Annotated in this window: 21 protein-coding genes; 6 read left to right on the top strand and 15 right to left on the bottom strand. The window is 66.4% G+C overall.

The genetic code is table 11. The annotated features are described in order from the left end of the window. Positions 1 to 35: 35 nt before the first annotated feature. Positions 36 to 1,643, bottom strand: coding sequence for a trimethylamine methyltransferase family protein (locus tag OXM58_15005; GenBank protein MDE0149679.1), 1,608 nt, complete (start codon positions 1,641 to 1,643; stop codon positions 36 to 38). A gap of 244 nt (positions 1,644 to 1,887) precedes the next feature. Here OXM58_15005 and OXM58_15000 point away from each other — a divergent pair, with 244 nt between their 5' ends. Further along, entirely contained in the window at positions 1,888 to 2,976 is a 1,089-nt protein-coding gene (locus tag OXM58_15000) for an aromatic ring-hydroxylating dioxygenase subunit alpha (protein MDE0149678.1), read from the top strand. Positions 2,977 to 3,005: 29 nt separating this feature from the next. Here OXM58_15000 and OXM58_14995 read toward each other — a convergent pair whose 3' ends face one another. From OXM58_14995 to OXM58_14985, 3 genes are all read right to left on the bottom strand, one after another. Continuing rightward, positions 3,006 to 3,155, bottom strand: coding sequence for a BrnA antitoxin family protein (locus OXM58_14995; protein ID MDE0149677.1), 150 nt, complete (start codon positions 3,153 to 3,155; stop codon positions 3,006 to 3,008). A gap of 88 nt (positions 3,156 to 3,243) precedes the next feature. Further along, the gene (locus tag OXM58_14990) at positions 3,244 to 3,483 is read right to left on the bottom strand and encodes a DUF2283 domain-containing protein (GenBank protein MDE0149676.1); all 240 of its coding nucleotides are present in this window, start codon (positions 3,481 to 3,483) and stop codon (positions 3,244 to 3,246) included. Between the two features lie 298 nt (positions 3,484 to 3,781). Further along, on the bottom strand, positions 3,782 to 7,045 hold the full coding sequence (locus tag OXM58_14985) for a methylmalonyl-CoA mutase family protein (GenBank protein ID MDE0149675.1): 3,264 nt from the start codon (positions 7,043 to 7,045) through the stop codon (positions 3,782 to 3,784). A gap of 218 nt (positions 7,046 to 7,263) precedes the next feature. Here OXM58_14985 and yghU point away from each other — a divergent pair, with 218 nt between their 5' ends. Together yghU and OXM58_14975 are read left to right on the top strand one after the other, a co-directional pair. Further along, the gene (yghU, locus tag OXM58_14980) at positions 7,264 to 8,160 is read left to right on the top strand and encodes a glutathione-dependent disulfide-bond oxidoreductase (protein MDE0149674.1); all 897 of its coding nucleotides are present in this window, start codon (positions 7,264 to 7,266) and stop codon (positions 8,158 to 8,160) included. A 219-nt stretch (positions 8,161 to 8,379) separates the two neighbouring features. Beyond that, positions 8,380 to 9,705: a mechanosensitive ion channel gene (locus OXM58_14975; GenBank protein ID MDE0149673.1), complete on the top strand. Its 1,326-nt coding sequence runs from the start codon at positions 8,380 to 8,382 to the stop codon at positions 9,703 to 9,705. Between the two features lie 129 nt (positions 9,706 to 9,834). Here the strand turns inward: OXM58_14975 and OXM58_14970 are convergent, their stop codons facing one another. Next, on the bottom strand, positions 9,835 to 11,316 hold the full coding sequence (locus OXM58_14970) for a glutamine synthetase family protein (GenBank protein ID MDE0149672.1): 1,482 nt from the start codon (positions 11,314 to 11,316) through the stop codon (positions 9,835 to 9,837). Then, entirely contained in the window at positions 11,313 to 12,632 is a 1,320-nt protein-coding gene (locus tag OXM58_14965; protein ID MDE0149671.1) for an aromatic ring-hydroxylating dioxygenase subunit alpha, read from the bottom strand. Before OXM58_14965 ends, OXM58_14970 begins: the two co-directional genes overlap by 4 nt. Before the next feature lie 118 nt (positions 12,633 to 12,750). Here OXM58_14965 and OXM58_14960 point away from each other — a divergent pair, with 118 nt between their 5' ends. Next, positions 12,751 to 13,218: a RidA family protein gene (locus OXM58_14960; GenBank protein MDE0149670.1), complete on the top strand. Its 468-nt coding sequence runs from the start codon at positions 12,751 to 12,753 to the stop codon at positions 13,216 to 13,218. Between the two features lie 47 nt (positions 13,219 to 13,265). On the opposite strand, the gene grxC is transcribed toward OXM58_14960, so the two are convergent. Next, positions 13,266 to 13,562, bottom strand: coding sequence for a glutaredoxin 3 (gene grxC, locus OXM58_14955; GenBank protein MDE0149669.1), 297 nt, complete (start codon positions 13,560 to 13,562; stop codon positions 13,266 to 13,268). Between the two features lie 702 nt (positions 13,563 to 14,264). Then, entirely contained in the window at positions 14,265 to 15,683 is a 1,419-nt protein-coding gene (locus tag OXM58_14950; GenBank protein MDE0149668.1) for a UbiD family decarboxylase, read from the bottom strand. Between the two features lie 213 nt (positions 15,684 to 15,896). Here OXM58_14950 and OXM58_14945 point away from each other — a divergent pair, with 213 nt between their 5' ends. Beyond that, on the top strand, positions 15,897 to 17,480 hold the full coding sequence (locus OXM58_14945; GenBank protein ID MDE0149667.1) for a M48 family metalloprotease: 1,584 nt from the start codon (positions 15,897 to 15,899) through the stop codon (positions 17,478 to 17,480). Between the two features lie 373 nt (positions 17,481 to 17,853). On the opposite strand, the gene OXM58_14940 is transcribed toward OXM58_14945, so the two are convergent. From OXM58_14940 to OXM58_14920, 5 genes are all read right to left on the bottom strand, one after another. Further along, on the bottom strand, positions 17,854 to 18,465 hold the full coding sequence (locus OXM58_14940; protein ID MDE0149666.1) for a DUF6338 family protein: 612 nt from the start codon (positions 18,463 to 18,465) through the stop codon (positions 17,854 to 17,856). A gap of 149 nt (positions 18,466 to 18,614) precedes the next feature. Then, positions 18,615 to 18,851, bottom strand: coding sequence for a methionine repressor-like protein (locus OXM58_14935; GenBank protein ID MDE0149665.1), 237 nt, complete (start codon positions 18,849 to 18,851; stop codon positions 18,615 to 18,617). A gap of 108 nt (positions 18,852 to 18,959) precedes the next feature. Continuing rightward, a complete protein-coding gene (locus OXM58_14930; protein MDE0149664.1) occupies positions 18,960 to 20,585 on the bottom strand; it encodes a CTP synthase in 1,626 nt (541 codons plus the stop codon). 164 nt (positions 20,586 to 20,749) lie between these two features. Next, on the bottom strand, positions 20,750 to 21,100 hold the full coding sequence (gene secG / locus OXM58_14925; protein MDE0149663.1) for a preprotein translocase subunit SecG: 351 nt from the start codon (positions 21,098 to 21,100) through the stop codon (positions 20,750 to 20,752). Positions 21,101 to 21,267: 167 nt separating this feature from the next. Beyond that, the gene (locus OXM58_14920; protein MDE0149662.1) at positions 21,268 to 22,197 is read right to left on the bottom strand and encodes an SDR family NAD(P)-dependent oxidoreductase; all 930 of its coding nucleotides are present in this window, start codon (positions 22,195 to 22,197) and stop codon (positions 21,268 to 21,270) included. Positions 22,198 to 22,350: 153 nt separating this feature from the next. Here OXM58_14920 and cysS point away from each other — a divergent pair, with 153 nt between their 5' ends. Beyond that, positions 22,351 to 23,769 (top strand): cysteine--tRNA ligase, encoded by a 1,419-nt coding sequence (gene cysS / locus OXM58_14915; GenBank protein ID MDE0149661.1) that lies wholly within the window; start codon positions 22,351 to 22,353, stop codon positions 23,767 to 23,769. 61 nt (positions 23,770 to 23,830) lie between these two features. On the opposite strand, the gene OXM58_14910 is transcribed toward cysS, so the two are convergent. Both OXM58_14910 and OXM58_14905 read right to left on the bottom strand, forming a co-directional pair. Beyond that, positions 23,831 to 24,163: a multidrug efflux SMR transporter gene (locus tag OXM58_14910; protein ID MDE0149660.1), complete on the bottom strand. Its 333-nt coding sequence runs from the start codon at positions 24,161 to 24,163 to the stop codon at positions 23,831 to 23,833. A 261-nt stretch (positions 24,164 to 24,424) separates the two neighbouring features. After that, positions 24,425 to 25,618 (bottom strand): amidohydrolase family protein, encoded by a 1,194-nt coding sequence (locus OXM58_14905; protein ID MDE0149659.1) that lies wholly within the window; start codon positions 25,616 to 25,618, stop codon positions 24,425 to 24,427. Positions 25,619 to 25,644: the final 26 nt, after the last annotated feature.

Below are 25,644 nucleotides of genomic sequence, written 5' to 3'. Positions count from 1 at the left end.
CTCTTGCTCCTTCGAATCTATCGTTTGACAGCGGGTCAGGTCAGCGGCGGCGCGCCGCCCTCCGCCGTGCGGCGTGCAACGAAGTCGTCGAGGGCCTCCCGGACCGCCACGTCCATTTCCGGTGGTTCGAATTCGTTTAGCACTTTCTTCCAGATCGCGTTCGCACGTTCCGGCGTCTGGACCGCACCATTCTCCGTCCACTGGTTGAAGTTGCTCCAGTCGGAAAGGAAAGGTTCGTAGAACGCCGTTTCGTAACGTTCCATCGTGTGCGGCGTGCCGAAGAAATGGCCGCCGCTGCCGACATCGCGCATCGCCTCGAAGGCAAGATCGTCTTCGTCGAAAGCAACGGGCTGCATCAGTTCCGCCATCTGCTGCAGCATCTCGATATCGACGATGAATTTTTCCATCGAGCCGGTCAGGCCGCCCTCCATCCAGCCTGCGGCGTGGGCGACGAAATTCGCGCCGCCGAGCGTCGCACCCCACAATGCCATCTGGGTCTCATAGACCGCCTGGGCGTCGACGCAGTTGGCCGTGCACGACCCCGAGGAGCGCCACGGCACGCCGACCAGCCGCGCGAGCTGGCCGCTGGCGAACGCCGCCCGGACATTCTCCGGCGTCCCGAAAGCCGGCGCCCCGCTGCGCATGGCGACGTTGGAGGTGAAGCCGCCGTAGCAGACCGGCGCCCCGGGGCGGGTCAGCTGGCTGATGACGAGGCCGGCGAGAAATTCGGCATGCTGCTGGACAAGCGCGCCGGGGATGGTGACCGGCGCCATCGCGCCGGAAAGCGTGAACGGCGTCAGGAGGATCGGTTGGCCATGCTCGGCGTAATCCATGATGCCCTGCAGCATCGGCCGGTCGAGCACCAGCGGCGAGTTGGTGTTGATGACGGTGTAAACGTAGGGCGCCGCCCGAAACGCCTCTTCCGACAGGCCGCGGGCGATTTGCACCATTTTCATGCCGTCGGCGACCTGTCCCTTGCCGCGGCAGTAGACGAACGGCGCCTTGGCCGAGAGGACGAGTTGCGCGCGGGTGACCTCAAGATGGCGGAACGCGGTGTCGATATCCTGCGCTTCGACGTTCGGGCCCTGGACGTGCATGACATCGTAGTGCTCGCACAGCCGCATGATGTTGCGGCTGTCTTCCATCGTCCCGGGCCGTTTTCCGCCGTCAAGGTCCGAGATATGCGGCGCGCCGCCGACCGCGCACCAGACCACATGCCGCCCGCCCCAAACGGACGAGGTTTCCGGCGCGCCGCCATGCAGGGTCCATTCAGACGGCGCTGTCGCGATCGCTTCGGCCACCAGTCCGCGATCGAACCGGCAGTGACGCGCCCCGTCGTCTATCGAGACGCCGTCTCGCCCTTTGGCGCGCAGCAGGTCGAGCGCCGCCGGCAGCAGCAGGCGCATGCCCAGCTCTTCCAGCACCTTGAGCGCCGTATCGTGGATCGCGGCAATCCGGTCGTCGGAATAGACCCGGACCGGCTCGAACGGATTGACCAGCCGGCGGTAATCGACCTTGCGTTCGGGACGAGCCGCTTCCGCCATGGAACGGTCTCTGGCACGGCCCCGGCGGCGGCGTTCGCGCGTTCCGGCACTCAATTCGGTCCGCGGCGACCGGTCTGTTGAAGAAGTCAGGTCCGCCATGCCGCCCGCCGGGTCGCCTCACCTTGAAAATTCCGCGGTCGAATTTGCCGGGCGTCCCTAACCCTATGGCGGCGGCAACGCAAGGCGGATTTCGGCAGATGCCGCGCGGCAGGGCAGAGGCGGCTGCATGCGCCCCGCAGCTTCGGGAATCGCCGTTTCCGGAATTATTGGCTATAGAAATCCGGCCGTTGCGAAACCGGGGCGGCAGATTGCCTGCGAGCAGGCGATGCAGAGAAGGCGCGGCATGGCAAATCCGGCAATAGAACCCCTGGTGGCGAATGCCTGGTATCTCGCGGCCTGGTCGGTGGAATTGCCGGATTTCGAGCCCGGCCGCCAGCCGATCGCCCGCACGATCCTGAACCAGCCGCTCGTGCTGTTCCGTGATGCCGGCGGCGGTGCCGCGGCCCTGGAGGACCGGTGCTGCCACCGGGCCGCACCGCTGCGGCTCGGGCAGGTCGTGAACGAGGGCCTGCAATGCGGCTACCACGGCATGACCTTCGGCGCGGACGGCGCATGCACCGTCAATCCGGGCGAAGACCCGGCCGGCCACGCGGTCAGGAGTTTTACGGTGGTGGAGCGGCAGCAGATGGTGTGGATCTGGCCGGGCGATCCGGCGCGCGCCGATCCGTCGGAGATCGTCGACTATCCGTGGCACGATCTGGCGGACGAATGGCCGTTCCGCTACGAGCGGTTCGAGCTGGACTGCAACTTCATGCTCGTCATGGACGCCCTGATGGACCAGACCCATCTCGGCTATGTCCACGCGAAGACGATCGGCGGCACGCCGGAGTTCCACAACGCCGCCGGCCAGATCACGACCCGCACGGATAACGGCGTCAAGATCGTCCGCCATGTCCTGGATCATCCGCCGCCGCCGACCTTCACCAAGGGTATGGCGTTCACGGGCAACATCGACCGGATCGCCGAGTTCGACTATGTCGCGCCGGCCTCCGTCCGCCAGTTCACGACCGCGATGGACGTCGGCCGCGGCGCGGTCGAGAACCCGGACCAGCCGGGGACCTTCCGCTTCCGCCTGTTCCATCACGCGACGCCGGCAACCGAGACGCGCTGCCACTATTTCTGGTCGGTGGCGAACGGCTACCGCCAGCACGATCCGCAGGCGGCGCAGGATCTCTACGACGACATCTACCCGACCTTCCTGGAGGACAAGGTGGTCCTGGAGGCGCAGCAGCAGTCGATCCTGCGCGATCCGGACCGGCCTCTGGCCCTGCGCGAGCACGACGCCGGCGTCTCCGGCGCCCACCGGGCGCTGGCGGCGTTTGTAAGACGGACAGAGAGAAAGCGTTCGGCGCCTGCAATCGCCGCCGAATAGCCGTCCGAGAGCCTCCCGCAGGTGCGAATTTAAGTGCCGGTCCGCCGCGCCGCTTCGTAATAGGACCGCAGCACGGCGTTCATGCGCGCCTGGTAGCCCCGGCCCTGCGCCTTGAACCACGCCACCATATCGGCGTCGAATTTGGCGGTGATCCGGGTTTTGTTGCGCTGCTCGGGCATGACGACACGAGCCTTGGCCGAAATGTTGTCGTCCAGTTTCGGGTCGTCTGCCTTACGGGACGACCGGCAGTCCCGGCCGCCGACAAAGTCAGGCAGCGCTCAAGTCCAGCGTGCCTGCTGCTTTGCCTGCCAGTTCCAGAACAAACCGCCCATCTTCGGTGGCGCGCAACTGTTCGTTGGCGTTCAGCAGCTCGATTCCGTACACGCTGCCGTCCGGCGTCATATCGACGGCTAACTCGTCGCTCACGCGAACCGTCTCCACGCCGGCAGTCTCGGGCCGCAGACGGATATAGGCGATATTGCGCCGGGCATCGTAGCTGAGCTTCATGGCGGCGATAGCCGGTCGATTCGGTTCATCTAATAGTATTTTAGATAGTGTCTCAGTTTGACTTTTCGTATCGGCCGGAATCGATCCCCTGTCCGTCATTTCGACCGGAGCCCCGGATTCATCCGGGGCGGAGCGGAGAAATCTTTCACCTGCAGAGCCAAGTCCAATGCATTGTTCCGGAAAGATTTCTCCGCTTCGCGGCTGCGCCGCTCCGGTCGAAATGACGAGGAAGGAACGGGTTAGGTCCGGCGACGTAAATCAAACTGAGACACTACCGTATTTTACGATGACGTCGCGCTCACATATTCCGCCGGTATTTGCCGCCGACCTCAAACAGGGCCTGGGTGATCTGACCGAGGGAGCAGACGCGCACGGCGTCCATCAGCACGTCGAAGACGTTGTCGTTCCGGCGCACGGCCTCGCGCAGGCGCTCCAGCATGGCCGACGCAACCGCTTCGTGCGTCTTGTGGAACCGGGCGAGTGCATCGAGCGCCCCCTGCTTCTCTTCCTTCGTGCCGCGCATCAGTTCCAGGGTCGTCTCCTCCCATTCCTCGGCGTTCGGATTGCGGAAGGTGTTGACGCCGACGATCGGCAGGGCGCCGTCATGCTTGAGCGTCTCGTAGTAGAGGCTCTCTTCCTGGATCAGGCCGCGCTGATAACCCAACTCCATGGCGCCCAGCACGCCGCCGCGCTCGCCGATCCGGTCGAACTCGGCGAGCACCGCCTCCTCGACCAGGTCGGTCAGTTCCTCGACGACGAAGCTGCCCTGGTTCGGGTTTTCGTTCTTCGCCAGGCCCCATTCCTTGTTGATGATGAGCTGGATCGCCATGGCGCGGCGCACGCTCTCCTCGGTCGGCGTGGTGATCGCCTCGTCATAGGCGTTGGTGTGCAGGCTGTTGGTGTTGTCGTAGGTCGAGATCAGAGCCTGCAGCGTCGTGCGGATGTCGTTGAAGCTGTATTCCTGGGCGTGCAGCGAGCGGCCCGAGGTCTGGCTGTGAAATTTGAGCTTCTGGCTGCGCTCGCTCGCGCCGTACTTCTCGCGCATCACGGTCGCCCAGATGCGCCGCGCCACCCGGCCGATCACGCTGTATTCCGGATCCATGCCGTAGGAGAAGAAGAAGCTCAGGTTCGGCGCGAAATCGTCGATGTTCATGCCGCGGGCGAGATAGCTCTCGACATAGGTGAAGCCGTTGGAGAGCGTGAGCGCCAGTTGCGTTATCGGGTTCGCGCCGGCCTCGGCGATGTGGTAGCCGCTGATCGAGACCGAGTAGAAATTCTGCACGTCGTGCTGGACGAAATACTGGGCGATGTCGCCCATCACCTTGAGGCTGAACTCGGTCGAGAACAGGCAGGTGTTCTGGCCCTGGTCTTCCTTCAGGATGTCGGCCTGGACCGTGCCGCGGACGGTCGAAAGCGTCCAGGCGCGGATCTTGGCGATTTCCTCGTCGGTCGGCGCGCGGCCGTTGTCCTCGCGGAACCTGTCGACCTGCTGGTCGATGGCGGTGTTCAGGAACATCGCCAGGATGGTCGGCGCCGGGCCGTTGATCGTCATCGAGACCGAGGTCGCCGGCGCGCACAGGTCGAAACCGCTGTAGAGGACCTTCATGTCCTCCAGCGTCGAGATCGAGACGCCCGAAGTGCCGACCTTGCCGTAGATGTCCGGCCTTAGCGCCGGGTCCTGGCCGTAGAGGGTGACGCTGTCGAAGGCCGTCGACAGCCGCTTGGCCTCGGAATTCTCGGAAAGATAGTGGAAGCGGCGGTTGGTGCGCGCGGCGTCACCCTCCCCGGCGAACATGCGCGTCGGATCCTCGCCCTCGCGCTTGAAGGCGAAGACGCCGGCGGTATAGGGGTAGCTGCCCGGCACGTTTTCGCGCAGCAGCCAGTGCAGGATTTCGCCGTCGTCCTGCCATTTCGGCAGGGCGACCCGGGGCACCGGCGTGCCGCTCAGGCTCTTGGTCTTCAGGCTGTAGGAAAGTTCGCGGCCGCGGATCTTCACCTTGTATTCGTCGCCGGCATAGTCGGCCTTCACCTGCGGCCAGATTTCGAGCAGTTTGCGCGCCCGGGCGTCGAGCGCCGCCTCCTTTTCGGCGATCAGCGTATCCAGTGCTTTCGGGCTGTCCTTGTCGCCCAGCATGGTACGGGCAGCGGAAAGCTGCTGGCGTTCGCGCGCAATCTGCGCCTGTTCGCCGGCCCAGGCATGGTAGCCCCGCACGGTCGCCGAGATTTCCGACAAATAGCGCGTCCGGTCGGGCGGAATGATGGCGCGATTGTCGGAGGAATGGCGGACATCCGTCGCCGGCCATTTGCTCTCGCCGGCCTTCAGCCCCTTGTCGCGCAGGTTTGACAGCAGGCCGAGATAGAGCGCCGTCACCCCGTCGTCGTTGAATCGGCTGGCGATGGTGCCGTAGACCGGCATGTCCTCCGGCCGCTGCCCGAAGGCCTCGCGGTTGCGTTGCACCTGCTTGGCGACGTCGCGCAGCGCGTCCTTGCCGCCCTTGCGGTCGAACTTGTTGATCGCCACGAAGTCGGCATAGTCCAGCATGTCGATTTTTTCGAGCTGGCTGGCGGCGCCGAACTCCGGCGTCATGACGTAGAGCGAGAGGTCGACATAGGGCACGATGCCGGCGTCGCCCTGGCCGATGCCCGGCGTCTCGACGATCACAAGGTCGAAGCCGGCCGCCTTGCACACCTCGATGGCCCGGGGCGTGACCGGCGGCACCTCGCCTTCGGCGCCGCGGGTTGCGATGGAGCGCATGTAGACCCGGTCGCTGTCGATCGCGTTCATGCGGATGCGGTCGCCGAGCAGCGCGCCGCCGGTGCGCCGGCGCGTCGGGTCGATGGCGATCAGCGCAATGCGCAAATCGGGCTGGTCTTGGCGGAAACGCTGGACGATCTCGTCGGTCAGCGAGCTCTTGCCGGCGCCGCCGGTGCCCGTGATGCCGAGGACCGGTGTGCCGATCTTCGCCGCCCGCTCCGCAATCCCGGCCGCCATCGTCTGCGGCAGCGTCCCGCTCTCCAGGCAGGAGATCAGCCGGGCGAACACACCGGTATGGGCCGCATCCAGCGCGTTCAGGTTGGGCGGCGGCGCGGCGGCGAGATCGACGTCGGCGGTCGCCAGCATGTCGGCAATCATGCCCGGCAGCCCCAGATTCTGGCCGTCATAGGGGCTGTAGATGCGGGCCACGCCGTGGTCGTGCAGTTCGCGGATTTCCTCGGGCACGATGGTGCCGCCGCCGCCGCCGAACACCTTGATATGGCCCGCCCGGAGCTTGTTCAGCCGGTCGACCATGTATTTGAAGAACTCGACATGGCCGCCCTGGTAGGACGAGACGGCAATGCCGTGGGCATCCTCCTCGATCGCCGCCTTGACGATCTCGTCGACCGAGCGGTTGTGACCGAGATGGATGACCTCCGCCCCCTGCGCCTGCATGATGCGCCGCATGATGTTGATCGACGCGTCGTGCCCGTCGAACAGCGACGCCGCCGTCACGAAACGGACGGGATTCTTCAGCGCGGAACCCTTGCCGGCCGCAGCGAGCGCCTGGCGACTGTCATCCGGCATGCTAAACGGCCTCCTCCGGGGCGGAATGCCGACACGGCGCGCTGAAAGGCGCAGCCGCGCCGCCGCCAAATGTAGGACAGCGCGACCAACAGGGATAGGGGCGGCATGGCGCGGGCCGGCCGACGACGGACATGCGCGCGCGGCGACCTACGCTCTGGACAGCGCCACGCCGTCCGGTCATTGAAGGTGCCCAGATCGACATAACCGGACCCCTCGCCATGCCCTCAGACGCTTCCGCCGACTACACCCCGCCGAAAGTCTGGACCTGGGACAAGCCCAGCGGCGGCCGCTTTGAGAATATCAACCGGCCGATCGCCGGCGCGACTCACGAGAAGGACCTGCCGGTCGGCAAGCATCCTTTGCAGCTTTATTCGCTGGGCACGCCCAACGGTGTGAAGGTCACGGTAATGCTGGAGGAATTGTTGGCCGCCGGCCACAGCGGCGCGGAATACGACGCCTGGCTCGTCAAGATCCATGAAGGCGAACAGTTCGGCAGCGGTTTCGTCGGCGCCAATCCGAATTCGAAAATCCCGGCGCTGGTCGACCACGATCCGGAGCCGAAGGGTGCGCCGCCGCGGCGCGTCTTCGAGAGCGGCTCGATCCTGCTCTATCTGAGCGGGAAATTCGGCGCCTTCCTGCCGGAGGACCCGGCGAAACGCACCGAGGCGCTCAACTGGCTGTTCTGGCAGATGGGCAGCGCGCCCTATCTCGGCGGCGGCTTCGGCCACTTCTTCGCCTACGCGCCGGTCAAGATCGAATACGCCATCGACCGCTTCGCCATGGAGGTCAAGCGCCAACTCGACGTGCTGGACCGGCACCTGACCGACAGCGAATACATGGCCGGCGACGAATACAGCATCGCCGACATGGCGATCTGGCCGTGGTACGGCGCGCTCGCCAAGGGCAAGGCCTACGACTCCGGCGAGTTCCTCCAGGTGCACGAATACGAGCACGTCAACCGCTGGAGCGACCTGATCGCGGCGCGCCCGGCGGTCAAGCGCGGCCGCATGGTCAACCGGACCTCGGGCGACCCGACAAGCCAGCTTCACGAACGCCACGACGCCGGCGATTTCGACACCAGGACGCAGGACAAGATCGGCGACGAAGCAGCCTGACCCGCTTCGCAAAACGGGCGGCGGACGGCAGGAACGTCGTCGCCTGCGCGCCAAAGCGCCTGTTCCCTGCCGGCCTGACCGGTACGGATTTCGGGCAGAGTCCGGGATTCGGGTCCGACGTCGCCTGCCGATCCGCTATACTCGGCGTTCCGGCGTCGCGGATGCCGAAAGCGTCATTCTCAGACGCCCGAAACGGATTCAGCCCGCGGGAGCGATCCGATGAACGAGTTCTTCCAGAGACTGAATTTACCCGAATTCCGCGCCGGCCTCGAAGCCTGGGTCGATACCCATGTGCTGGCGGTCGACAACGCGATTCAGGCGGCGCTGATCCTGCTGGCGCTGCTGCTCGGCAGATTGCTGGGCCCGAAGCTGCGGAAGGCCATTGCGGCCGCAACGGCGGGCCGGGCGCGGCATGCCGGAGTCCACGACTTCGTTGACCGTCTCGCCGCCCTGTCCACGCCGATCGTCATTCTCCTGTTCCTGTGGATCGCCGTCGAGGCGGGATCGCAGACCGCCCTGTTCGGCCATCGCCTGACGCAGATCGCGGCGAGCCTCGCCGCCGCCTGGGTGGCGATCCGCCTGGTTTCCGGATTCATCGGGAACGACCTGCTCGCCCGGTCGGTCGCCTGGATCGCGTGGATTCTCGCTGCGCTGGTCGCCGTCGGGCTGTTCGACGCCACGGTCGTTCTGCTCGACAGCGTCGGCATGACCTTCGGCAAGGTCCGCATTTCGCTCCTTTCCCTGGCGAAAGGCGTTGTCGCGCTCGGCATCCTGCTCTGGATCACCTCGGTGCTCTCCAGGGCGCTCGAACGGCGCATCAGCCGGGCGGAAAGCCTGACGCCCTCGGTCCAGGTGCTGGTCGCCAAGATCATCAAGATTGTCCTTGTCGTCCTCGCCTTCCTGATCGCCATCGGCAGCCTGGGGATCGACCTCACGGCGCTGACGGTGTTCGGCGGCGCGCTGGGCATCGGCGTCGGGATCGGGCTGCAGAAGGTCGTCTCCAACCTGGTCAGCGGCCTCCTGCTGCTGATGGACAAGTCGATCAAGCCGAACGACGTCATCGCAGTCGGCGGCACCTACGGCTGGGTCGCCTCGCTCGGCGCACGCTATGCGGCGGTCCGGACCCGCGACGGGGTCGAGTATCTCATCCCGAACGAGGAACTGATCACCCAGCGGGTGGAGAACTGGTCGCACAGCGACAGCGCCGTGCGGCTCCTGATCCCGGTCGGCATTTCCTACCGGTCCGATGTGCGCCACGCGATCGGCCTGTGCTGCGAGGCGGCCGCAGCGGTCGACCGGGTCCTGGCCGACCCGGCGCCGCGATGCCTGCTCAGAGGCTTCGGCGACAGCGCGGTCAATCTGGAAATCCGCATCTGGATCGACGATCCGGCCGAGGGCCGCTCCAACGTCGTCAGCGAGGTCCTGCTCCGGGTCTGGGACCTGTTCCGCGAGAACGGCATCGAAATCCCCTTCCCGCAGCGCGACCTGCACCTGAAATCGAGCGACGTTCCCCTGTCGGCTGCGCCTGCCGGAAATGCCGCGTGACCCGGTGCGCAACGGAGCGCTGCGGCACGCCGAAATCTGACGGCAGAACATGACGGTTCCGAATTCGTAGGGGAGGGTTTGAAACCCTCCCCTACAGCCACCGATCCGCGCGCACCGGCGCGGGACCGCTCAGAAAATCTCGAAATATTCGCGCTGTTCCCAGTCGGTGACGGACGACAGGAAGCGCGCGATCTCGGCTTGCTTCATGTCGGCCCAGTAGTCGACGAACAGGTCGCCGAGCTTCTCGCGGTAGAGCGCGCTGTTGCGGAACGCCGGCACCGCCTCCATCAGGCTCTGCGGCAGGGCGGGCGCGTCGGTTTCCTCGTAGGGCGTCTCGGTCGGCGGCGGTGGCGCCAGGCCGCGGGCGACGCCGTCCAGCCCGGCGAGCGCCTGGGAGGCCATGTAGAAATACGGGTTGGCCGCCGGGTCGCCGATCCGGTTCTCGACCCGGGTCGCCGGATCGCCCGCGCCGGCGCCGATCACGCGCAGCATGACGCCGCGGTTGTCCCTGCTCCAGGCCGCCCGGTCCGGCGCCAGGGAGTTCGGCCGGTAGCGCTTGTAGCCGTTGATCGTCGGCGTGGTCAGCAGCGCCGAGGCGGCGGCATGGTCGATCAGCCCGGCGACCCAGCTTCTGCCGTAGGGCGAGAGCAGGCCGCCCTCCCCGCCCGGCGCGAACAGGTTGGTTCCGCCGGCATCGGACACCGACTGGTGCAGGTGCCAGCCGCTGGCGAACAGGTTGGGCAGGCCGGGCTTGCACATGAAGGTGACGTGCAGCCCGTTGCGCCGGCAGATCTGCTTGGCGGCGGTGCGGAACAGGATCATCCGGTCGGCCGACACGACCGCCTCGTCGGCCGCGAAGGTGAACTCGACCTGGCTCGGGCCGAATTCGCACTCGGCGGACCGCAGCGGCAGGCCCATCGCCAGGAGGTTTGAGCGCAGCACGTCGACGCCCTGCTCCAGTTCGTCCAGCCGGGTTTCGGTGAGATAGTGGAAGCCGCGCGCCAGCAGGCTGACCTCGGGCGCCGCCGCCGGCTGGGTCGCGTCCTCCGGCGCCAGGTGCGGGTCTTCGAGGCGGAACAGGTGGAACTCGATCTCCAGCCCGGTGATCAGCCGCCGGCCTTCGGCGGCCAGCGGCGCAAGCGCTTCCTTCAGAATCCGCCGGCCGGAGAAGGGCGCCGGCCGGCCATTGGTGAAGTAGACGTCGCACAGCACCCAGCCGGTGCGCGGCGCCCAGGGCAGCATCGCGAAGGTCGCGGGATCGGCGACGATCACGATATCCCCTGCGCCGGTCAGTTCGTCGAGGCCGAGCCCGGAGCCTTTCGAGAAGGCCGGGAACACGGTGGTGTGGGAGGTGTCCTTGGTCAGCAGCGTCGAGGGCAGCGACACGCCGCTCGCCAGCGCCGCCTTGGCCGCCTCGCCGATCAGCGCCTTGCCGCGGGCGATGCCGTGCTGGTCGGCGAAGGAGAAGCGCAGGGTCTCGACCTCGCCGCTGTCGATGCGCCCGGCGATTTCGGCGCCCGCCTCCGCCTGTTCGGCGGTCCAGAGGCCGTGGCGTTCGACGAACCCGGTGCGGCCTACGCCGGGGCCCACCTTCGACCTGGGCCGGCTCATTCCGCCGCCTCGCCTGTCACCGTCGTTTCGCGCGCACCGGCCCAGGGCGAACGGGCGCGCCGCGCCGCCTCGTCCTTGCGCCACACGCTACGCCATTCGGCGTCCGGCCCGATGGTGTCGATTGCAAGCGGCGCGTCGTCGGCAATCCCGCGCTCGAAGGGCACCGGCCCGCCCTCCTCAGCCGCCTTGAGCGCCCGGCGCAGCAGCCGGCGATAGGCCATGATGCCGGCGTCGGTCGTGCCGAGGTTTTCCTTCGTCCGGTCGTGGACCGGGCCGGGCGATTCGACCGCCCACTGGTCGTGGAAATTGATGTCCTCGCCCATGCCGGTATAGGTGCGCAGCCGCTGCTCGGCGGGGTCGTAGCCCCAGTTGTCGGCCCGGCCGTGGATCGAGCGGTAGTCCGGCAGGGTGCAGCTGCCGATCCGGTCGGCGCGCATCCGGTCCTTGTCGACCGTTGCAGAATAGTCGGTGAACAGGGTGTACCAGTAGCAGTTTTCGTCGTCGATCGGGACGTGCCACTGGGTGATGTTCATGGTCGCCGAGATCGGAATCACGATGCCGTGCGGAAAGACCTGGTTGGTGACGCGGACGTGGCGGCGGCCGTCGCCGAGGTCGCGCAGGGTCGTGAGCCGCAGCCCGTAACCCGTTGTCTCGACGTGGATTTCCGGCTGGTCGAAGTCCCGGAACACCGCGGTCTGGGCCAGGTCGCCGGTGCGGTCGCGGAACTGCTGGCCGTAACGGTCGCCCTCGTCTTCGAAGAAGCGGTGCAGGAAGGAAGCGTGGGCCGGGTCGACGCCGACCTCGAGGGCCTGCAGCCAGTTGCATTCCCACCAGCCCTTCCAGGCGAAGCTGTAGGCGTCCGGCGCGGCGAAACAGTCGAGGTCCGGCAGCGGCGGCGCTTCCCCCTCCCCCGGCCAGGCGAAGATCATGCCGTTGCGTTCAACGCACGGATACGCCGGCTGGCGCACCCGCGTGTGCAGGTCGGAGATCTCCGGCTCGGCCGGCTGCTCCAGGCAGGCGCCGGTGACGTCGTAGAGCCAGCCGTGGAACGGGCAGCGCAGGCCGCCGTTTTCCAGTCGCCCAAAGGAAAGGTCGGCGCCGCGGTGGCAGCAATGGCGGTCGACCAGGCCGAGCCGCCCGGCCTGGTCGCGGAACAGCACCAGGTCTTGCCCGAGCAGCCGCACGGCCTTCACCGGGCGCGGGTTGTCCAGTTCCTCCGACAGCGCGACGGGCTGCCAGTAGCGCCGCATCAGCGCGCCGCCGGGCGTGCCGGGGCCGGTCCGGGTCAGCAATGCGTTCTGTTCCGCGGTCAGCATGGCGGGGCGAGAATGCCGCGTCCCGCCGCAGGCGTCCAGTCTTGCCCGCGCCGCGCTGCGCCGCTACTCAACGCTCCGAATCCGCCCCGTCAGCACCCTCCCGCAAAGGAAGCCCGCCATGACCGGCGCCATCGACGCCCGCCTCGCCGAACTCGGCATCGAGATCCCCGAAGCCCCGCTGCCGGCGGCCAACTACGTCCCCTGGGTGGTGACCGGAAACCTGGTCTTCATCGCCGGGCAGGTGCCGTTCCAGGACGGCAAGCTGAGCCATGTCGGCAAGCTGGGCGACGCGTTTTCGGTCGAGGACGGCCAGGCCTGCGCGCGCATCGTGGCGATCAACATCCTGGCCCAGCTCAAGGCGGCGTGCGGCGGCGACCTCGACCGGGTGACGCGCTGCGTCAAGCTCGGCGGCTTCGTCAACTCGACGCCGGACTTCACGGACCAGCCCAAGGTGGTCAACGGCGCCAGCGACCTGATCGTCGAAATCTTCGGCGACCGCGGCAAGCACGCCCGCTTCGCCGTCAGCGCGCCCTCGCTGCCGTTCGACGCGGCGGTGGAGATTGATGCGGTGTTCGAGGTGGGGTGAGGGGCGGTCGGCGCGCGAATTCGCGAATTCCATTGCGGAGACGCAGTCTATCCTGACGCCGTCCGCCGCCAAGCCGCCGTGCCTAGCCGGGTGTCGAGCTCGCCGGTCTTCGCGAGCGCCTGCAGGTCGTCCATACCGCCTTTATGGGCGCCGTCGATGAAAATCTGGGGAACGGTCCGCCGGCCGCCGGACCGGTCGACCATTTCCGCCAGCAGCGTCTCATCGCTCTCGATGCGATATTCGGCGAAAGCCGCGCCCCGTCCTTCGAGCATCCGCTTGGCCCGGCGGCAGAAGGAACAGCCGGCCATCGTGTAGATCTCGACCCTTGCCTGTGCGGCGGGCATAGCACGGCCTGCGCCGTCCGCCACGCGGCCTGCGCCGGCAGTCTCGCCCAGCAGCTCGTCGCTGTTGAAATCCCCGCCGCCGAGCAGTTCGTCCTCGAGCGGTACATAGAGGCTTTCATGGATGGCGTTGTACATGCGCCAGAACCCGACGACGCAGGCCAGCTCGATCGCCTGGGGCGGCGTCAGCGCGTCCGTCAGGCGGGCGATAACGGCCTGGGGAACGTCCGACGGGTCGCGCGTCGCCGCCCGCGCGAAAGCGAGGCACGCGCTCTCGACCGGATCGTCCGGCTCGTAGGCCGGATCGAGCAGGGCGCGGACCTGCGCGTCGGTATGGCCCCAGCCCTCGCCGTCCCCGTCCGCGTCGGTCTTCAGCGTGTTGGCGTTGTGCGCGACGCAATAGGGGCTGCGGTTGAGCGCGCTGCAGACCGCCGCGACGCGCCGTTTCAACCCCTCGTCGAGATGGCCGGACTCATCGCGCATAACCGTGTTGTTGAGCTCGATCAGGCAGCGCAGGATTTCCGGCCGGTGCATGTAGAGCTTCAGCGCGTTCGGCAGAAAGCCCATACGCTCCGCGTAGGCCTCGATCGCCGCGCGCAGGGCCGGCGGCAGGCCGGCCGGATCGGCATAAGGAACGACCGGATCTGATTCCATGCTGCCGGCTTCGCTCATGACCGTGCCTCTTCTCTGCGATCCGCCCCGCTCTCAATCCAGATAGTCTGCCAGATCGACCGTGCCCCAGCCCTTCGGCCAGGCCCGGTCGAAGTCGGCAGGGTTGTGCCGCGGCTTGCGGGTGGCGTCGATGCCGATCTTGCCGACCACCCGGTGCGGATAGACGCCGTCGACCGGCGCGCCGGAGGGATCGCCGAAATTGGCCCGCGTGTTCGGTACGATGACGATGTCGCGCGCCGGATCGACCCGCGAAGCGATGGCGAAATAGACGTCGGCCGGGTTGTCGATATCGGTGTCGGGGCTGACCGCCACCACCATCTTCGTATTCAGCCAGGGCGCGCCCATGCACTGCATCAGCGCGTCGTTGACGAATCCCTGGCGCGGATAGTCGATCTTGACGACGCAGGAAACCGCCGCGCCCCAGGTCGGAAATCGCACATCGTGGACGTCGAGGCCCATTTCGCTGAGCCGGTTGTAGAGCACGGCCTCGTGGCACAGCCGTGGCAGCACCTGATGATCGGTTTCGGGCACGACTTGGTGATTGCGGTATATCGGGCGGTCGGCGCGCATCGTGACGGCGGTAACCGCGATTTCCGGCAGCTTCTGTTTCTTGGGCAGCGCGTACATGGTCGGCGCGATGATCTCTTCCTCGTCGAAAACGTCCTCCAGGTTCACCTCGCCCTCGACGACGATCTCCGCATGCGCGGGCACGGTCAGATCGATTGTCTCGCACGGCACCATTTCGACATCCATATCCATGACGGTGCCGACCATCTCCATCTCGCCCCATAGATCCATGTGCAGGCCCGAGAAGTTGGCCACAATTTCCATCGCCGGATGCACGCCGAAGCAAAAGGCGATCGGCATGGTCTTGCGGCCCATCCGGCGATACCGGGCCATGACGATCTGGGTGTGGGGCGTGATGAAACTGGTGAGGCCGCGCCGCGGTCCGACCGGGTTCGTTCCGGCATGGGACGTGTTGTAGAAGCCGGTCTCCGGATCCTTCACGAGCGTCAAGGCCGTGATAAACGGGTATTTCTCGATATCGGTATGGAAGGGCACCGGCAGTTTCGAGAGGTCGGCCTTCGCGCCGGTCAGAACCACCTCCTTGACCGGTCCGGTCTCGACCGTCACAAGCCCGCGCGGCGGCATGCGCAGGCGCCGGGCCAGCGTCGGCAGATAATCTTCCGGCGCGACACCCAGCGCGCGGGCCTGCAGCCAGCGGTGCTTGACCAGGATATCGCACAGGCGGAAATCGGGATATTCCGCGATATTCTCGAACAGGATCGGCCGCTCGCTCTGGGCCGCCAAGGCGCCGACATGGTCGATGCTCACCGGCTTGCGGACAACGGTAACCGCATCGGCGTTGACGTCAAAAAAACCGCGCAAATCCTTGTCCGGCCGGGTCGCGCCGGCCTGTTCGGCGGCCGCCGGCGTCTGCATCAGGTTCATGTCTTTCTCCGGTTCGGCATCTGGCGCCAGTCCTTTCTGTCGCCGTCTCCGCGACGGCGCAACATTTTTTGTCAGAGGGGCATGGGCGCGCATCGAAGGCGAGGGCGGCAAGAAAATCGACATTCAGCGGAAAATTGGCACAATGTGCCGGGCCGGGTGCCGGACCCTTCGAAACCATCCGTTCATTCGTCCAAGTTACAGCAAGGCATTACGATGACGCCGGCCTTTCGCCGCACAAAGCCCGCCCTCCCCCTTGCCCTTCTCCTCGCGGCGGCGGTGCTCGCCGGCTGCTCGAAGAACCCCGTCACCGGCGAGAAGGAGTTTGCGCCCTATTCGACGCGGGACGAGATCAATCTCGGCAAGCAGCATTACGGGCCGTTGCAGCAGGCCCAGGGCGGGCGCTTCAAGACCGATCCGAAGCTTGGCGCCTATGTCCGGGAGGTCGGCCGGCGGGTCGCGCGCAAGAGCGACCGGACGAAGCTGCCCTACGAGTTCGTCGTCATCAACAACAGCGTGCCCAACGCCTGGGCCCTGCCCGGCGGCAAGATCGGCATCAACCGCGGCCTGCTCATGGAGATGGAGAACGAGGCCGAGCTCGCCGCCGTGCTGTCCCACGAGGTCGTCCACGCCGCCGCGCGCCACGGCGGCCAGGCGCTGACCCGCAACCTGCTGTTCGGCGTTGCGCAGATCGCCATCGCGCTGGCCGGCCGGGATTCGCGCCACATCAACTACATCCTCGGCGGCTCCGGCCTCGCCTTCCAGCTCATCAACCGGAGCTACAGCCGGGGTGCGGAGCGCGAGGCCGATTTCTACGGCATGAAATACATGCACAGGGCGGGCTACGACACGCGCGCTGCCGTCACCCTGCAGCAGAAGTTCCTGGCGCTCAGCAAGGGGCGGCGGCAGGACTGGCTGACCGGCCTGTTCGCGACCCATCCGCCGTCGAAGGAGCGGGTCAAGAACAACCGCAAGGCGCTCAGGAAATACCCGCCGGGCGGCGACCTCGGCCGCAAACGCTACGACGTCCAACTCGCCTGGCTGCGCACGCGCAAGCCGGCCTACGCCGCGGCGGACAAGGCGCGCCGGGTCATGGCGGCGGCGCCGGCGAGCGCCCTGCCCCTGATCGAGAGAGCCATCGCCCGCGTGCCGCAGGAGGCGCAGTTCCGCGGCCTCAAGGGCCAGATCCTCGCCCGCATGGGCCGCTACGAGGCAGCCGTTGCAGCCTATGACAACGCGATCCGCCGCGACTCGGGCTTCTACGAGCACTTTCTCGGCCGCGGCCTCGCCTGGTCGGCGCTCGGCAACGGCGCCCGGTCCCGAAGCGATCTCAGATACAGCTACGGCCTCCTGCCGACGTCGCTGGCCGGCTACGCCCTCGGCACCCTGCAACTGGAAAGCGGCAACCGGTCCGCGGCCAAGACCCTGTTCGCGGCAGCGGCCAACGCCAAGGGCGATGTCGGCGAGGCGGCGCGGGCGCGCCACGCCATGCTCGACATCGCGGATAACCCGGGGCGCTACGTCTCGGCGCGGCCGGTCTTCCGGTTCCGGCGGCTGCTCGTGCGGGTGTCCAACCGGTCGGGCTACCGCATCACCGGCATCACGGTCAGCCTGAGCGGCAGCGTCGGCAACCGCCCGGTCTGGAACCGGCTGCAATTGCACGGCCTCGGCCCCCACGGCTCGTTCGAACTCGATACCGGCGTCACGGTCGGCCCGAAGGAATCGGCGAAGGCCGAGGCCCGGGTCGTCCGCGCCCGCATCTCCGCCGATCTGCGGGCGTTAAGGCGCTACTATCCGTAGCGGGCGAAACGGGCAGATTGCAGTGCTGCCCCAAGTGGTACGGACTGAATGCACCGTCATAGCAAGGGGCGCACTATGCAAACGAGACTCCTGACAGGCTTGCGTAATGTTAGAAGGTGTTTTCCAACTCGGGATAGCCAGCAGCTATTGAACATGCTAAATTAAATATATTCCCCTCACTTTTTCCCGCCGGTCCCTTTGTTCGGTGGATTGGATGGCGGTTTAGATGGAGCGCCGTGACTTGTCGGTTGGTGTCCACCCTGTGGTTTTGGTTGATAGCCCCTCTTTACAACCTTTGGCTGGTACCCTTCACTTATCGGCTGTCGTGCTGCTGTCGGCTTGTCATCTTTAGTCACTGCTTTCCTCCTTTGAATCAAAATGGCCAAAACTCAATCGTCTGAACTTCGTCCGGGGAAATGAGAACGCCGTTCTCATTACGAGACTTCCACACGTCATTTGGATCTATATCGTATATCCATTGAATATAGATGTCACGTTCTTTCGGATCAGAAGAAGCGAAAGACTTCGCGCCGTAAAATCCTGCAAAACGGGTCCCGTCCTTGAGAGTGACAAGAACCCATTGTGATTCCATACTTCCAAACTTCCAATCCCAAGCGGTGGGCATCGCGTGGACTGGATTTAAACCACATTTTCGAAGCAAGCGTCGAAGAAGGTCATACTGCACGTTTACTCCAAGCAATAAGCCAAGCCCTGCAGGGCCGATAAAAACCAAAATTAACCAGCCAAGTAAATTTATGTACTGCGAGATTTCAATTGACTGAAAAAAATCAATGATAGGAAAAGCAATGGCATAGTATATTGCAGAAACAACCAGATAGGAAAGAAACGCCTCTGTGTGAGGTTGGTTCCGACCTGTCACAAATTGCGAACGAACGAACAATACAATTAAACCAGGCACTAAAAGACCCAATGTCAAGTAAAGATCTTGGAATGGTTTGATGTTCAGCAAAATACTGTCGCCCATTTAATAGAACATAACGACCGAATGAAAAATAACTCAGTTAAATTTGGACAAGTTGCATGACAAGTTGATTCCACGGTCTTCATTTCGCCCGATACAGCCTGTCCGGCGGCGTATCCCTGGTGATCAGGGCGCCGATCAGGATGTTGGTGTCAAGGACGACCCGCACGGGCGGCGCTTACTTCCTCGTCGATGAGACCGAGAATTTCCGTCTGGTCGAACGGCGCGTTCCGCTCCTTGATCTGCCGGACGGTGAGATCGAGCACGCGGCGGCGCACCGCGTCGTCCACGAAGCGCGACAGGTCGCCTTTCCTGCCGCCCGTGCGCGCCAGGAAGGTGCGGACCATCCGGTCCGTCTCTTCGGGAATGGACAGATTCCACCGGGTCATGGACACCCCTTTTGCGCATAGACGCTTATACGTTTATACGCCCAACCTAATAGTCTGATATGTGCCCGTCAAATCCGTGCGGCCGACCGGAACGGGAGCCGTCTCGCCCTACACCAGCCGGCTCTGGTCGATGGCGGCCTTGATGAAGGACATGAACAGCGGGTGCGGCGCGAAGGGGCGGCTTTTCAGCTCCGGGTGGAACTGGACGCCGACGAACCAGGGATGGCCCTCCAGCTCGACGATCTCCGGCAGGGCGCCGTCCGGCGACAGGCCGGAGAAGCGCAGCCCCGCCGCCTCCAGCTTCTCGAGATAGTTGATGTTGACCTCGTAGCGGTGGCGGTGGCGCTCGCTGATCGTGGTGTCGCCATAGATCGAATGGACCTTGCTGCCGCGCGCCAGCTTCGCCGGATAGGCGCCGAGGCGCATGGTGCCGCCCAGGTCGCCGTCGGCCGTGCGGACCTCCAGTTCGTTGCCGCGCATCCATTCGGTCATCGTGCCGACCACCGGGTCGTCGGTCGGGCCGAACTCGGTCGAATTCGCGGCCTCGATGCCGGCGAGGGAGCGCGCCGCCTCGATCACCGCCATCTGCATGCCGAAGCAGATGCCGAAATAGGGCACCGCGTGTTCGCGGGCGAAGCGGGCGGCCAGGATCTTGCCTTCGGCGCCGCGCTCGCCGAAGCCGCCGGGCACCAGGATGCCGTTGACGCCGCTCAGGTGCGGAATCGGGTCTTCCTGTTCGAAAATCTCGGAATCGATCCAGCGCAGTTCGACCCTGGCGTCGTTGGCGATGCCGCCGTGGGTCAGCGCCTCCTCGAGCGATTTGTAAGCATCTTGCAGGCCGGTGTACTTGCCGGCGATGGCGATCGTCACCCGGCCCTCGGGCCGCACGACCCGCTCGACGATGCGTTGCCACTGCCGCAGCTCCGGCTCCGCCTCGTCGAGCCCGAAATAGCGGCAGACCGCGGTGTCGAAGCCCTCGGCGTGCAGCCTGAGCGGTACGTCGTAGATCGTCTCGGCGTCGAGCGCCTGGATCACGCGGTCGTGGGCGATGTTGCAGAACAGGGCGATCTTGCGGCGCGCGCCTTCCGGAATCTCGCGGTCGCAGCGGCAGAGCAGGATATCCGGCTGGATGCCGAGACCGAGCAGTTCCTTGACGCTGTGCTGGGTCGGCTTGGTCTTGAGTTCGCCGGCCGACGGGATCCAGGGCACCAGGGTGAGGTGGCAGAACATGGAGCGTTCGCGGCCCAGCGCGTTGCCGAGCTGCCGGATCGCCTCCAGGAAGGGCAGGCCCTCGATATCGCCGACCGTGCCGCCGATTTCGCACAGCACGAAATCCATGCCGTCGGTATCGCGCAGCACCATTTCCCGGATCATGTCGGTGACATGGGGGATGACCTGCACGGTCGCGCCCAGATAGTCGCCCCGCCGCTCCCGTGCGAGCACGTTTTGATAAACCTGCCCCGCGCTGAAACTGTCGGTCCGGCGCGCCGGCACCCCGGTAAAGCGCTCGTAATGGCCAAGATCGAGATCGGTCTCCGCCCCGTCGTCGGTCACGAAGACCTCGCCGTGCTGATACGGGCTCATCGTGCCCGGATCGACGTTGAGATAGGGATCGAGCTTGCGCAGGCGGACCGTGTAGCCCCGGGCCTGGAGCAGCGCGCCCAGCGCCGCCGAAGCCAGCCCCTTGCCGAGCGACGACGTCACCCCGCCGGTAATGAAGATGAACCGCGTCATGGCCATGACGGGACGGCAGCGTACCATCCCCGGTGCGGCCGGAAAAGCCGCGATAAATTAATCGGGAAGTCTGTGTGGGCCGCGCAGCGAACCCGGCCCGCAGGGCGGTGGGGCAATGAGAGTATCGGGGCGGGCGGTCGGCAGAAGCGCGCTGCCGCCACCGCTCAGTTCTGCGGTTTTGCGGGTTCGGCGGGCGGAACCGCGGGGGCCGATCCGGCGTCCTGCTGCGTTGCCGGCGCCGTACTGCCCGTGCCGGTGACCACGCTGGTCGGCGCGCGCTTGTTGCCCGACATGATGGCGAGCCCCATGCTGGAGGCGATGAAGAGCGCCGCGATCACGGCGGTCGCCCGTGTCAGCAGGTTGGCGGTCGCAGCGCCGGTCAGGAAGCCGCTCATCCCGCCGCCGCCGCCGCCGCCGCCGATGCCGAGCGCCCCGCCCTCGCTGCGCTGCAGCAGGACGACGCCGATCAGCGCGACGGCGAGAATCAGGTGAACGATCAGGAGAATGAGTTCCATATCCGGTCTGCGGCGATTCTGTGCGGTGATTCTGGGCGGCGATTCCTGCGTGCGGGCGGTGCGCCGGATGGCGGGCATATAGGCGCTTGCCGGCGAAAAATCCATATGCGACGGCATCGCCGGCTGCGGTAAGCGGCCGCGCCGCGGGCCGGGCCGGCCGGTCTCCGCTACGGGGCCTCGCCCAGGTCGCGCACGATGTTCTCCAACCCGGTCGTGCCCTTGTTCAGCCCGGCCTTCTGGAGGAAGCGGCAATTCTCCCCGAGGCCCCAGATGTTGCTGCTGTTGGCCATCACGCCGCCGTCGACGGTAATGGTCTCGCCGGTGATGAAGCGGGCGTCGTCGGAGGCGAGGAAGGCCGCGGCGGCGGCGATGTCTTCCGGCCGGCCGCGGTCGGGCCAGGGCTGGCGTTCGCTCATGTCCGGCAGGCGCGATGGATCGCCGCCGTGGGCGAGCGGCGTATCGATCAGGCCCGGCGCCACGCCGTTCACCCGGATGCGCCAGGACGCCAGTTCGAGCGCGAGACTGCGCACGAGATTGATCACCGCCGCCTTGGCCGCCGAATAGGCGTGCGGCCCGCCGCCGCCGGACAGGCCGGCGACGCTGCCGGTCGCGACGATGGCGCCGCCCGCGGGAACGCCGCCGGGGCTGCCATCGGGCCGGGGCGGATTGGCCCTCATCGCCGGCACGGCGTGCTTCGCGCCGAGGAACACGCTGCGCACCAGGAAGGCGAAGCTGGTGTCCCACTCCGCCACCGTGGTCTCGGTGACCGGCCCGATGGCGCCGCCGACGCCGGCGTTGAGGAAGGCCACGTCGAGCCGGCCCCAGCGGGCGGCGGCGGCCTCGAAGCAGTCTTTCACCGCCGCTTCGTCGGTCACGTCGGCCCGGACGTAGGCAATGCGGTCGCCATGGCCGGCGGCGCGCGCCAGGGCAAGCGTCCCTTCGGCGTTGGCGTCGTTCAGGTCGGCGAAGGTGACGCTTGCGCCCTCCTCCAGAAACCGCAGCACCGCCGCCCGGCCGATGCCGCTCGCGCCGCCGGTGATAACCGCCGCGCGGCCCCCGAACCTTTCGCCGAACCTGCTGCCGTCGCTGCCCGCCATGTTCCGCTCCGCCGCTGCAAGATTCCCGCCACCAAGCCCGAAAGTTGCCGCGGGTCAAGGCTCGCTCTTGCCGAACCGGCGCTTCCGGGGCCACTTTGCGCGCAAAGCTGTCCCTGGGCCGTCCTTCCGCTTTCCCGAGCCGCCTGTCGCGCGATGTCCGAACTCCTGCCGCTGCGCTTCTTCAACACGCGAACCCGCACCGTGGAGCCATTCGCCCCGGCCGCGCCGCCGAAGGTGACGCTCTACTGCTGCGGGCCGACGGTCTACAACCATGCCCATATCGGCAACCTGCGGACCTATGTGTTCGAGGATCTGTTGCAGCGAACGCTGCGCATGGCGGGCTACGACCTGCACCATGTGATGAACATTACCGATGTCGGCCATCTCGAATCCGATGCCGACGAGGGCGACGACAAGATGATGCTGGCGGCGGCGCGCGAGCGTAAATCGCCCTGGGACATCGCCCGCTTCTACGAGGGCGAGTTCTTCCGCCACACCGACATGATGGGGATCCGCCGGCCGGACACGGTCTGCCGGGCAACCGAGCATATCCCCCAGATGATCGCCATGGTCGAACGGTTGGTCGAACGCGGCCACGCCTACGAGGCCGGCGGCAACGTCTATTACGACACGGCGACCTTCCCGGCCTACCCGGATTTCGCCCGGCTGCAGATGGACGCCCAGGAGGCGACCGAGCGGGTCGACGCCGACGAGCGCAAGCGCAACCCGGCGGATTTCGTGCTCTGGTTCAGCCAGTCGAAATATCCCAACCAGATCATGAAATGGGACTCGCCCTGGGGCGCCGGATTCCCCGGCTGGCACATCGAATGTTCGGCGATGGCGAGCGAATATCTCGGCGAGACCATCGACCTGCATTGCGGCGGCATCGACCATGTGCCGGTCCACCACACAAACGAGATCGCCCAGTCCGAGGGCTGCTTCGGCCACCGCTGGGTCGAGACCTGGCTGCACGGCGAATTCCTGGTGGTGGACGAGGCGAAGATGGCGAAATCGAGCGGCGACTTCCTGCATCTCGACCGGCTGGTCGAGGCCGGCTACGACCCGATGGACTACCGCTACCTGCTGCTGACCGGCCATTACCGCGCCCGGCTCAGCTTCAGCTTCGAGGCGCTGGACGGCGCGCGCCAGTCGCTGAAAACCCTGCGCAACCTGGCTCACGACTGGAGCTATGCGGCGCGGGACGGCAGTGATGGCGTGCGCGGCGGCGAGACGGCCGGGTGGCGGGCGCGCTTCCACGACGCGCTGGCCATCGACCTGCACGTCCCCAACGCACTGGCGGTTGCCTGGAAAATGGCGCGGGACCCGGAGCTCCGGCCGGCCGAGAAGCTCGCTCTGATCCTCGAATTCGACACGATCTTCGGTCTCGACCTCGCGGCCGCGACGCAAAGCCGGTCATTACCCGACGACCTGATGGCCCTGATCGCCCGGCGCGAAAAGGCCCGCGCCGACAAGGACTGGGCGACCGCCGACGCCCTGCGCGACGAATTGCGGGCGAAGGGCGTCGCGATCAAGGACCGCCCCGGCGGCACCGACTGGAAACTGGTGGGCTGAACGCACTCCGGGCCGGCGCCGCCGGGCCGCGCCGTCCGGCCCGGCAACCGCGAAATTTGGATCAGGCCGCGGGCGTTGCGGTGGTCAGGCGCAGGCCGACCGCGCCGACGACGATCAGCGCGATGCACGCCAGTTGAACGAGCCCGAGATGTTCGTCGAACAGAACGAATCCGATCAGCGTTATGGCAAGAATGCCGACACCCGCCCAGATCGCGTAGGCGACCCCGACCGGGATAACCTTGAGGGCCGGCGCCATGACCCAGAAGCAGGCGCTGTAACAGACGATGGCAAGCACGCCCCAATGCCACTTTTCGAAACCGCTGGACAGTTTCAGCAACAACGTTCCCGCCACCTCAAGCGCGATGGCACAAGCGAGGAGAAACCAGGCGCTCATTCAGCCGTCCTTCCAGTGTCGGAGATCGAAGGTTCCATGCTGCCGATCCTTCGTCCTTCGCGTTTACCACAGCGCCGCCGCATTACAACAACCGCGCTGCGCGTCCCCGGGCAGTTCTCTGGCGGAAGTGAATCGACGCTTCCTTCGGCACAAGAAGCCTCGTCAGGTTCGATCCGGATGCGCGGGATACGCCCGGCTGCGCGCCGAACCCGAAATGCGCTTCCTGCGACTCGCGGCAAGCGGGAACCGGATCGCGCGGGTTCAGCAGAACGGGCAGCCCGGACTGTCGGAAATCAGTTGTCCCGGTGTCGCCGGCGGCGGCGTCTGCCGGCTTCGGGTCTCCACCGCCACCTCGCCGTCGATCAGGACGAACGAAATGCCCGGCAGGTCGCCGTGGGCGATCGCGTCGGCGAGGGTCGAGCCGGCCGAACCCTCGACCGGCCCGGCAATCACGATGTCGGCCGGGGCGCCGGGACGCAGAATCCCGACTTCGAGGCCGTGGGCGCGCGCCGTGTTCCCGGTGGCGACCGCGATCGCCTCTCCCGGCGTCAAATCCGCGACCGAAGACAGCAACAGGATGTTGCGCAGCATGCCGCGCGGGATGACGCCGGTCCCGCCCGGCGTATCGGTGCCCAGCGTGAGCCGGTCGAGCCGGCCCCGCTCTCTCAGCCGGCTGGTAACCCGCAGGGTGGAGCGGTAATTTCCCGACGAGCAGATTTCGAGCGTGAACGCGGTGTCGTCGACCAGCCTGTCGAGGTCGTCGTCGCTCATCGGGATCGGCCCGCCGGAGACATGGGCGGCGATGTCGGGCTGCAGCCACGACAGCGTCTCGTAACCGCAGACGCGGCTTGAGCCCGAGCGCGACACGCCGCCGGTATGAACCTTGGTCCGGATGCCGCGTTCCCGGCACCATGCCGTATAGCGCAGCGCCTCGGCACGGTTTTCCTCCAGCGGAAAGAAAATGAACTTGGCGAGGATGATTCCGGCTTCGGCGAGGCGGTCGAAATGCCGCTCGGTCATTCCGGGGACCAGCAGGGGCGTGCCGGCATGGAGCTTGACCCCGGACCACCGTACCCTGCCCGTCGTCGCGCGCGTCACCTCGGAAAGCGACGTCACCAGATCGGGCGAGAGGCCGGCATAGTCGAGGCCCGGCGTGTGCAGTTCGCCCGCCGAAACCATGGTCGTGGTGCCGCCGTGCAGATAGTTCCCGATCCATCCCAGCGAGTCCTGCGTCGGGGTCCATTCGCCGAACACCGGATGGACATGACCGTCCACGAGGCCCGGCAGAACGGCCGCGCCGCCGGCATCGATCGCGATGTCGTGGGCGGCGTCGGGCGCCGGGTCGAACGCCGCGATGCGCCCGTCTTCGATCATCAGGCTGGAAACCGGCGCGGTCGGCGAATCGAGGTCGCCGGTGAAGAACTCGCCGATATTGCCGATGAGCGTCGTTGGCATGTGCCGTCTCCAGCCGGTCCGGCGGC

The organism is Rhodospirillaceae bacterium (assembly GCA_028819475.1).
Lineage (GTDB): Bacteria > Pseudomonadota > Alphaproteobacteria > Bin65 > Bin65 > Bin65.
Note: the sequence above shows the minus strand (reverse complement) of the source record. Positions and strands in the feature narration are given on the sequence as shown.